The organism is Trichloromonas sp. (assembly GCF_041583255.1).
Taxonomy (GTDB): Bacteria; Desulfobacterota; Desulfuromonadia; order Desulfuromonadales; family Trichloromonadaceae; genus Trichloromonas.
Window position 1 is genome coordinate 1 of the sequence record NZ_JBFHGD010000120.1, and the last position, 9,969, is coordinate 9,969.

Genomic DNA, 9,969 nt, shown 5'->3' on the forward strand with positions numbered 1-9,969 from the left:
CATGAAGGCGGCGTAGAGGCCGACGAGCGGCTCGACACCGGCGACGAAAGAGAAGGCGACCGCCTCGGGGACCAGGGCCAGGGCCACGGTCAGGCCCGAAAGCAGATCATCCTTGCAGGAGGCGCTCTTTCTGACAATAAACTCGAACATGATTTTCCTTCAAATAGTTGGATCCGCGACGTTTGTCGTCGCCGGCAAAAGACGCCGACTATAGTCGCCCACCGCCGCTGAGGCAAGTTAAAAATATGCCATAACGGGGAACTACTCCCCGATGTGGTCGCAGACCTGCACGCCACCCCGCCCTTTTTAGGGTTGCCCCTGGCTGAATCCAAGACGCTTGTTTCAATCAACAGGTGATCCAAAAATCCAGTGGTATAATATGAATGTTGCGCCATAACTTCCGAACAACGCGAAGCAATTTTACTGGAGGGGAGCAAGAGAAGGGAGGCTGCGGCCCATGTCACCCGTATCAAGAAGAGAGTTCATTTGCCTGACTGCCGTCCTTTCATTCCTCGGCCGGTTTCCGTTGCTGGCAGCCGAGGCCTTTGCCGCCGGCAACGCAGTTTCATTTCCGAATACCGTAAAAATCCTGAAACAGGCCTACAGAACGGAGATGATTGCCCACAACCACTATCTCGGTTATACCGCCAAAGCGGTCAGGGAGGGCTTCCCCAATATCGCTTACCTCTTCCGGGCCTTTGCCGTCTCGGAAAAAATTCATGCGGACAATTACGTGAGGATCCTCACGTCCATGGAGGAGGCGGCCGGCATTATCCCGAGTGGGATCGAAGTGAAGGGTACCCAGGCCAACCTGAAGAGGGCGGCCCAGAAGGAACTGGAGAAGATCGAGACGACCTACCCTGGATTCCTGCGGGACCTGGAAACAGAAGCCTGCGACGAGGCGATCGTTAACTGCATGTATTCCTGGAAATCCCACCGGCAGCATGAACGAAAAGTCAGGAATATCAATCGCTACTCGGGGATGTTCTTCGGCCAGGTGGCAAGCAGGATCGAAGGGATGAGTTTCGACTTTTACGTTTGCAGGGTGTGCGGGTCGACCATCGACGAATCACCCGCCGAGCCCTGCGATATCTGCAACAAATCGATGTCGCATTACCGCCGGGTGGAGCAACCGCCCGCCCTGGGGTAACCACGCATTACGGGGATGGTTTTACCACATTCGTTTCCATTGAATCGCCGGCCTAAAGACAACCGCATGGCAAATACGGATCGATTCGAGATCCCCAACGAGCCAGAAACGGTCCGTCGCCCTGCCCTTGGCCCGACACGGCAGCCCTAAACGCCGCTGAGTTTTCCCACCAGGGCTTCCTCTTCGGGAAACTCCCCGGTCTTTTTTTTCGAATAGACCAGAGCCCCGTCCACCACGACCTCGAACACCCCGCCGCTCGATTCGATGAGCTTGACTTCAGCCGACAGCGCCTCTTTGATTTTTTCCGCCAGACTGGCGGCTCGCTCGCGATAGCCTCACATGTTGCAGTATTCGATAGTGACCAGCATATGCTCCTCCTGAAATTGAGAATGGCCCAGGCAAATAGTATATCACCGAATAAATACTGGCGAGTGTCCCGTCACTTTTTGATGAAGGTGCCGTTGTTGTACTCCTCGAAAGCGATACGCAGTTCCTCCTGGGTATTCATGACAATGGGACCATACCAGGCCACCGGCTCACCGAGCGGTCGACCGGCTGCCAGCAGAAAACGCACCGACTGGTCTCTGGTGGTGACCTGCACGGCTTCTCCTTGGTGCTCAAAGAGCACCAAGGTTTCGGCAGCGCAGACGCAGCGACGCTCTACATCCGACCAGCCGGCCCCGGCCGCCTCGAAGGCGTAGGCGTCGCGGCTCTCGTCAAAATAGCCCTCGCCAGCGAGCACGTAGGCCAGCACGGTATGCCCAGCGGCCAACGGATGCCGGAAGACGATGCCGGCCGGAACCTGGATGTCGAGCAGTTCCGGTTCGATGACGATATCCTGCACCGGGCCGCAAACGCCGGCAACGGTGCCGCTGATCACCTTGATCCGCACACCGTTTTCGAGCACGACCTCGGGGATATCGGCCGCCTTGACGTCGCGATAGCGAGGGGGCATCATCTTCTGGCGGGCCGGCAGGTTGGCCCAGAGCTGAAAGCCCCACATGGTGCCGGTCGGGCTTTTTTGCGGCATTTCCTGATGGATGATACCGCTGCCGGCAGTCATCCACTGCACATCTCCGGCGCCGATCACCCCCGTATTGCCCATGCTGTCGCCGTGGTCAACCACCCCTTCAAGAACGTAGGTGATGGTCTCGATCCCCCGGTGCGGATGCCATGGAAAGCCCGCAAGATACTTGTCCGGCTCGCTGGAGTGGAAATCGTCCAGCATCAAAAACGGGTCGAACCGGGGAACCTGGGCATAACCGAAAGCCCGCTTGAGGTGAACACCGGCCCCTTCGACGGTGGCCTGACTTTTAAATAGTGATTTGATGCGTCGGTTGGACATGGGCTCTCCTTTATCGCATGGGGGGCCTGCGTAAAAGAGTATAACCGGCAAATGCTGGATGGCAGGAAATCAGCGGGAAGGAAATCGCTCCGGGAGAGCTGAATTGACCGAACGGGCCGGCAGAAAAGTCATCCGCCTACGGCCTCCATCTCATCGATGGAGCCACCCTCTTCGGTATTGGTATTGGCTTCGACAGCCTCGTCGGCTCCGATTTCGACAGCCTCCATGGAACCGTCTTCGACCTCTTCATCAACTTCTGCAGAAAAAAGGCTGTCAATGGATGACCCTTCGTGGTTTAAGGCAAGGCGCCTGGCACCGATGTAGCGCGAACGGAAATAAGCGGTCTCGATGTCAGAAACGACCACCCGGCGGCTGCGGGTTGAGGCATGCAGCATTTTATTATTACCGAGGTAGATACCGACGTGGGAAGGATACTTGGCATAAGTGCGGAAAAAGAGCAGATCACCGGTCTGCAGCTCGCCGGCTGCGACCTCGTCACCCAGGCGATACTGCTCCCGCGCGGAACGGGGCAGATCGAAATTAAGTTCCTTGAAAACCTGCTGCACAAAGCCGGAGCAGTCAATCCCCTTGGCACTGGTTCCACCGAAGCGATAGGGGGCGGCCAGCAGGCTCAGCACCGGTTTTTCGAGCAGTGGGGATAACGTTGACGCTTCGCTTCTGAGTTCGGCCAGAACAGAAGGGCTGATTTTGGCTCCCGTTTCAGCCGCCGCTGCAGCCGGAGCTTCGCCTAACAGCAGGACTTGGCCGGGCTTGATCTTGGATGATGACAACCGGTTCAGGCGCATCAGTGTTGCCACGGATATTTTCGCCCGGCCGGCGATGCGGTAAAGCGAATCTCCCTTTTTCACCTTGTAGGTCAATGCCGGCGGCGAAGCGACGGGAGCGGTAACTTCGGGACTGGGAACAGCGAAGGCGGGCTGGATTCCCAACAGAAAAAGGAACATCAAGCCCAGGCAGTAACGATGCATTATTATAATCCGTCTGAAAATTTGAAGGGAGCCTGACCCAGGCCCAGCTGAACAGCCGAAATGCGGAAGACAGTTTATGCAGAAAAACGTTTCATGACAAGCCGGATTTTCAGCCGGCCAAGAGATATCCCAGCAGCGACATCCCTCCTCCGGTTGCGCTCCCCCCTAAAACACCCCGGTTCGGCGGAATGCTCCTGGAATTCTCACAGCCGATGCAATTATGGCTTAATTCTGTTATTGTCTTCCCCATTCAAAACCAAGGAGAACACCCGTGCCCACAGAAGAACATGTTGCCCTCGAATGCCCCTACTGCCGGGGCGAAATTTACCGACCACTGAAATGGTTCAAACAGGCCTACTTCACCTGCCCTGCCTGCGATGGCGGGCTGACTGCGGATCAGTTCACCGCCATCGTCGGAGATCTGGAACAGGCCTTTGAAGAGACCATTGACGAGATGATGCAGGATATTCCTGGCTGCGGTTGTAACTGCGGCGGCAACAAAACGACCGACTGACCCTGGTTATCTCCCCCACTCAACCCGTAACCGGACCCCAAACAGCACACATGACCAAAGAGCAAATACTGCAGCGGATTATCTCCATCTTAAGCGCCGACCTCGCCGTCATCTCCAATGCCGCCCGGGCAGCCCATGCCGCGGCAACCCACGCGGAGTGCCTCCCGGATAACAAGTACGACACCACCGCCCTCGAGGCTTCGTACATCGCCCAGGGCCAGGCGAACCGGGCACAGGAAATTCGGATTGCCCTTGAGGCCTATCGCAAGCTCGAACTGCGTGACTTTGATGATGACACACCGATCCGGCTGACCGCGCTGATCACCCTTGAGGATGAGACCGGCAGCAGCCGACAGGTTTTTCTCGGCCCCGAAGCGGGCGGGCTCAAAATTGCCGACGCCCAGGGGGAAATCGTCGTTATCACTCCGGGTTCTCCTTTGGGCCGAGGCCTGATCGGCAAACGCGTCGGGGACGAATTACAAACAGGGCAGGCCGAATCGCGGCGGACCATGAGCGTTGAGCGGGTCGACTAAGGCAGCATCGCGTACCGAACCTGTTCGACAATTTCTCGCGCGATTTCGAACGTAATGCCATGTAAACACGACAAAAGCGACGAGACTGACCCGCATGGTCTTTTCGTCGCTTTTAATTTTACGAATGCGCCAGTTTTACAGCCCAGCAATTTGTCAGTGCAGAAACACCCCCCTCAGGCAGCGTTTCTCATGGGCCAGGGTCGGATAATCACGACACATGTCCGGCTTGACTTCATGAATTGAGCAGTGCGCGGTCTTGTCGTTTACTCGCTGCAGAAACGGGCAGTGATTTTCAGGCTGGCCGTTTTCCGGATCCACCCAGATCCAGCCCAACCGGTTGACGCGCGCCAGCAAGTCCGTTCGACCCAGCTCCTGCCAGCGGGAGAGGTCGGCTTTGGATGCCCGCAAATGCCCTCCGAACGCCTCACAGCACTGACCGCAACCGAGACACTGGACAGGCTCGCTTCCCCGTAGAATATGCTTTTTTCGCAACCAGGCAAGCAACGTCGTCATGACAGCGCACCTCCCGCTCCATCATGGATAATTCGCCTTTTCCTCTCACTATTAAATAACAAAAAAACCGATCATTTTCAACACGTTGTATTTTTTAACAGGAACTGGGGACAGCCTAATGAAAAAGGCTGGGCCGACCCGCACGGTCGACCCAGCCTTGTGTATGTAACCGGGGAATGAACTCAACGCCAAAGGCCGTATGTCAAACCTTCGGCAGAAAACCCTTAACGGGTGACAACCCCCGACGGATTATCAGAGTCAGTTGCAGCAATGTCCTCTTCGGCGGGAGCCGCAAGCACGTTTCCAAGGAGCAGTCCACCAATCACCCCGTAGCCTCCACCGGCAACGCCACAAACGATGATTAAATTGGATTCAATTCCGAACCCGACATAGCCAAGCAGAAAACCACTGCCCAAGCCTACGGCGCCAAGAATAATGGGAGCGATTTTGGGTACTCCGGTTTTAGCCACGACCCAACCGGCAAACGCCCAGACCAAAGCCGCATGTACAGCGTAGTCGCCAAGAGCATAACGGATAAAAAAGGATTCAACTTCAACCACAGAGGAAACGACCGACGGCAATACGCTGCTGGACAGGCTCAATCCTGCAAATCCACCGAGGACGGTACCAAGAGTATAGCGAAACCACCATTTTTTAATCATCTTCACCTCGAAATGAATCGTGCGGGTTTTTGATTTGCTATTTTACGCAACATAACAGTTCTGGCTGAAAGGGGCGGCTGCCCTTTCGGGCAGCCGCTGATTGAACTCAATCTACATCTGCACAGTCAACCCAATTAGTGAGCTGATGGCGGCGGAACGTTCTTGCCGGGGAAGCGCAGGCTTTCGACCAGTTCCTGGATCTCCTGCGGAGGCTCCGGGGTGAACTTGGAAATTACGAACATGCAGGCAAAGTTGAGAAGCATGCCCAATGTCCCGATCCCCTCGGGAGAGATACCGAACCACCAATGATCGGCATTGTTGGCCGCGGGGTTGATGAACTTGAAGTAGACGATGTAGGCCGCGGTAAAGACGATGCCCACGATCATGCCGGTAAGAGCGCCTTCCTTGTTGGTCTTCTTGCTGAAAACCCCCATGATGATGGCTGGGAAGAAGGACGCGGCCGCCAGTCCGAAGGCGAAGGCGACGACCTGGGCTACGAAGCCCGGCGGGTAGATGCCGAACAGACCGGCGATGCAGACCGCGCCGGCGGCGCCGCCACGGGCCCAGAGGAGCTCGGCTTTCTCCGACATGTTGGGCATAATTACGCCCTTCATCAAGTCATGAGAAATAGCCGCGGAAATAACCAGGAGCAGACCGGCCGCGGTGGAGAGTGCGGCAGCCAGACCGCCGGCACCGACCAGGGCGACGACCCAGTTGGGCAGCTTGGCGATTTCGGGGTTGGCGAGAACCATGATGTCGCGGTCGATCTTGATTTCGTTAACATCCTTGTCCTTGGCGTACTGCATGATGCCGTCGCCGTTTTTGTCTTCAAAACCGACCAGGCCGGTTTTTTCCCAGTTGGTGAACCAGGAAGGAGCTTGGGCGTAGGCCGTGTTGTGAATCGTGAGGATAAAGTTGGTACGGGCAAAGGCGGCAACGGCAGGGGCCGTGGTGTAGAGGATGGCGATGAAGAACAGCGCCCAACCAGCCGACGAACGGGCGTCACGAATCTTGGGTACGGTGAAGAAACGGATGATAACGTGGGGCAGACCGGCGGTACCGACCATCAGGGCGAAAACGATGAAGAAGACGTCGATCATCGGACGCTTGCCCGCGGTATAGGCGGCAAAGCCGAGATCTTTTTCCAGGCCGTTAAGAACGTCGAGCAGGTACTTGCCCTGAACCGAGGCGTCGCCCAGAATTTCGGCGCCGCCGGCGCTGATCGAAGAACCCATACCAAGGAACGGAATCGGGTTGTTGGTCAGCATGATCGAGATGAAGATCGCAGGAACCATGTACGCGCAGATCAGAACGCAGTACTGGGCCACCTGGGTATAGGTGATCCCCTTCATGCCGCCGAGGGTGGCATAGAAGAAAACCAGGGCCATACCGATGATAACGCCGGTGTTGACGTCAACCTGCAGGAAGCGGGAGAAAACCACGCCGACGCCGCGCATCTGGCCGGCAACGTAAGTAAAGGAAACGAAGATGGCGCACAACAGGGCGATAACGCGAGCCGAGTTGGAATAGTAGCGGTCGCCGATGAACTGGGGTACGGTAAATTTACCGTACTTACGCAGGTAAGGGGCCAGCAGCATCGCCAGGAGCACGTAGCCGCCGGTCCAACCCATCAGGTACATCGATCCGTCGCGGCCCATGAAGGAGATCAGACCGGCCATCGAGATGAAGGATGCAGCGGACATCCAGTCGGCACCGGTCGCCATGCCGTTGGCGATCGGGTGAACGGACTGCTCGGCTGCGTAGAAGTCAGCGGTGGATTTGGCGCGCGCCCAATAGGCGACACCGATATAGAGAGCAAAGGACGCTCCGACTATTAACCAGGTCCATACAAGAATACTCATGTTCTCACCTCACTTTTCAATTGGGGACAAATCAGCCCTCGTGAACGTCATACTTCTTGTCCAGTTTATTCATCAACTGGACGTAGACGATAATCAGGACCACAAAGACGAGCTCCGATCCCACATTAGCGAAAAAGAAGCCTAGCCCCATGCCTCCGACACGGATACTGTCGAGCGGATCGGCGATCAGGATCCCGCAGACATAGGACACCCCAAACCATATGGCCAGCAGTATGCTGATGTAAGTGAGATTTTCCTTCCAGTAAGCCTTCATTTTTTCATTCTGTTCCATAGCGTTCTCCCTCTAGGTTGTTGTAAGCCGACTGCATTGCCAACTGAATTGTCCCGGGGCACCTCCTTCCGTATTATTTCGGTACGTTGTTTCCTAAAAACCAAAAAGCCTGCGACAATAGCCGCTACAGCAGAACCGCTAACTGCCCCCTCTCCCCATCCAAGAAACCCTGTCTCAGAAATCAAATTGCGTTTTTACATAATAAAATAGCCTTTTACAAAAAGATATTCCGACTTCTGCCGTTAGTCAACACAAAAAATATAACTATGTTTTGTTTTGCAAAAAAAAAGATCCGCAACCGCGCCGGGATGGCCAATTGAAGACACGATTTTCACTAGCCTTTTCAAGAGTATAGCCGCAAAACACGGTTATGGTAGGCTTGGGCGGTTTTTTTTCAAACAGGGATTGCCCCACGAAACACCGTCTCCTAAAAAAGAAACGGTTGCACGCACCCGCAAAACAAGGAAGAATAGGGACGCACCACTAACCTCACTACGAGGGGATGCCATGCCAACCAGCAACATCAGCGGGGACAGCCTCCTCCTTATCCAGGTAGACACCCTCTGCCACACCCCGGCAATCACCTGCGAACCGGGCATCGGGCTGGTCGAAATCGCCCGCACCATGCGCGACCACGACATCTCCGGCCTGGTCGTCGTTGAAGACAACGCCCCGATCGGTGTCGTTTCACTCAGCGACATCCGCAACCACATCGCCGAAACCGGCGGAACCGGACCGTGCACAGCCCGCGACCTCATGTCCGGCTCCATGGTGACAATCCGCCACCGCGCCCGCGTCTTCGAAGCCATCTTCAAAATGGCCAAGCACAACATCCACCGACTCGCCGTGGTCGACGAAAACGGCGGCCTGATCGGCACCATCACCGACACCGACCTGCTGCGCCTGCAGACCTGCACCCCCCTCTACCTCAACCAGGAAATCGATGCCGCCCAATCCGTCGAGCAGCTCGCCAAAATCAGCGACCGCATGCTCGACATCGTAAAGAGCGCCACCCAGGCGGGAGCCAGCGCTCGCAGCCTGGCCGAACTCATCGCCCACTTTAACGACACCCTCACCCTGAGAATCATTGCCCTCATGGACAGCATCGAGGGGCTCCGCCTGCCTGACGGCGCAGCATTCCTGGTTCTCGGCAGCCAGGGCCGCGGAGAACAGACCCTGCGCACCGACCAGGACAGTGCCATCATCTACAACGACGACCTGAGCGCAGACAGACAAGCCGAGGTCGCCCGCTTTTCAAGCCGGCTCTGCGAAGCCCTGGACCAGATCGGCATCCCACGCTGCCCCGGCGATACCATGGCCAGCAACCCCCAATGGCGGCAGAGCGTTTCCGGCTGGAAACGTATCATTGACCACTGGTTCGCCGTCCCCACCCCCGAAAACATGGTCAACTTCGGCATGTTTCAAGACTACAGGGTTCTCTGCGGCAACCGGAGCTTTGAAAAAATCATCAACGACCACATCCAGTCCAACATTCAGCGCAATGCGCTCTTTTTAGCCCAGATGGCTCGCCACCTGGTACGCTTCCAGCCCCCCCTCGGCATGTTCGGCCGCATCCGGGTCGAGCGGCGCGGGGAAAATCGCGGCAAGGTCGACCTGAAAAAGGCCGGCATCTTCGCCGTCACCGAAGGAGCCAGCCTGCTCGGCCTGGAAGCCGGCATCGTCAACGGCACCACCTGGGACAAACTCGAGCGCCTCGGACAGCACGGGATCCTCGCTGCCACAGACGCCGAGACCATCAGCGACGCCATGTCCTACCTCGTACACCTGCGCCTCCAGCGACAAGTCAGGGCCATGCTTTCGGGCCAGAAACCCTCCAACCACATTGATCCGCTGGTCATGACCGACAAGGAACGGGACCGCCTGCGGGAAGCCCTCAAAGGGGTGGGGATGCTGCAGAAGATCCTCCGCGACCGCTTCAGGGTCGACTTCATTTCCCGTTGACCTCTCGCACAAGCTAGGGATTTTTCACCGACCGAAGACAGCACACCAGCAACGCCCCCCCCTCCCTAGCGCCTGCCGCAACAACGCAAGCCTGCGAAAATAAATACGCCGTTTTATTTACCTCAAACCATTCCAGCCCACAAAAAA

11 protein-coding genes and 1 pseudogene are annotated in these 9,969 nt (G+C 56.6%); 4 read left to right on the forward strand and 8 right to left on the reverse strand.

Annotated elements, in window-relative coordinates; genetic code table 11:
- Positions 1-150 (reverse strand): SulP family inorganic anion transporter (locus ABYV89_RS10545; protein WP_432822925.1); only part of this gene is annotated, 150 nt, incomplete at its 3' end.
- Between the two features lie 307 nt (positions 151-457).
- On the opposite strand from ABYV89_RS10545, the gene ABYV89_RS10550 reads away from it, so the two are divergent.
- Positions 458-1,150, forward strand: a complete 693-nt coding sequence (locus tag ABYV89_RS10550) for a rubrerythrin family protein (protein WP_432822915.1) — start codon at positions 458-460, stop codon at positions 1,148-1,150.
- 146 nt (positions 1,151-1,296) lie between these two features.
- Here ABYV89_RS10550 and ABYV89_RS10555 read toward each other — a convergent pair.
- The 3 genes and pseudogenes from ABYV89_RS10555 to ABYV89_RS10565 form a co-directional block, all read right to left on the reverse strand.
- Positions 1,297-1,473, reverse strand: a pseudogene (locus tag ABYV89_RS10555) (SelT/SelW/SelH family protein); the annotation flags it as partial.
- A 116-nt stretch (positions 1,474-1,589) separates the two neighbouring features.
- The gene (locus tag ABYV89_RS10560) at positions 1,590-2,495 is read right to left on the reverse strand and encodes a pirin family protein (RefSeq protein ID WP_432822916.1); all 906 of its coding nucleotides are present in this window, start codon (positions 2,493-2,495) and stop codon (positions 1,590-1,592) included.
- Between the two features lie 128 nt (positions 2,496-2,623).
- Entirely contained in the window at positions 2,624-3,484 is an 861-nt protein-coding gene (locus tag ABYV89_RS10565; protein WP_432822917.1) for a C40 family peptidase, read from the reverse strand.
- 271 nt (positions 3,485-3,755) lie between these two features.
- Here ABYV89_RS10565 and ABYV89_RS10570 point away from each other — a divergent pair, with 271 nt between their 5' ends.
- Positions 3,756-3,998 carry a hypothetical protein gene (locus tag ABYV89_RS10570; protein ID WP_432822918.1) on the forward strand — a complete coding sequence of 81 codons (243 nt, stop codon included), beginning with the start codon at positions 3,756-3,758 and terminating at the stop codon, positions 3,996-3,998.
- 50 nt (positions 3,999-4,048) lie between these two features.
- Positions 4,049-4,531, forward strand: a complete 483-nt coding sequence (locus ABYV89_RS10575) for a transcription elongation factor GreAB (RefSeq protein WP_432822919.1) — start codon at positions 4,049-4,051, stop codon at positions 4,529-4,531.
- Between the two features lie 153 nt (positions 4,532-4,684).
- Here ABYV89_RS10575 and ABYV89_RS10580 read toward each other — a convergent pair whose 3' ends face one another.
- From ABYV89_RS10580 to ABYV89_RS10595, 4 genes are all read right to left on the reverse strand, one after another.
- Entirely contained in the window at positions 4,685-5,044 is a 360-nt protein-coding gene (locus tag ABYV89_RS10580; protein ID WP_432822920.1) for a YkgJ family cysteine cluster protein, read from the reverse strand.
- Between the two features lie 224 nt (positions 5,045-5,268).
- On the reverse strand, positions 5,269-5,706 hold the full coding sequence (locus tag ABYV89_RS10585; RefSeq protein ID WP_432822921.1) for a hypothetical protein: 438 nt from the start codon (positions 5,704-5,706) through the stop codon (positions 5,269-5,271).
- Between the two features lie 134 nt (positions 5,707-5,840).
- Positions 5,841-7,568, reverse strand: coding sequence for a sodium:solute symporter family protein (locus tag ABYV89_RS10590; protein WP_432822922.1), 1,728 nt, complete (start codon positions 7,566-7,568; stop codon positions 5,841-5,843).
- A 31-nt stretch (positions 7,569-7,599) separates the two neighbouring features.
- Entirely contained in the window at positions 7,600-7,860 is a 261-nt protein-coding gene (locus ABYV89_RS10595; protein ID WP_432822923.1) for a DUF4212 domain-containing protein, read from the reverse strand.
- Between the two features lie 507 nt (positions 7,861-8,367).
- Between ABYV89_RS10595 and ABYV89_RS10600 the strand changes: the two genes are divergently transcribed.
- A complete protein-coding gene (locus tag ABYV89_RS10600) occupies positions 8,368-9,822 on the forward strand; it encodes a putative nucleotidyltransferase substrate binding domain-containing protein (RefSeq protein WP_432822924.1) in 1,455 nt (484 codons plus the stop codon).
- Positions 9,823-9,969: the final 147 nt, after the last annotated feature.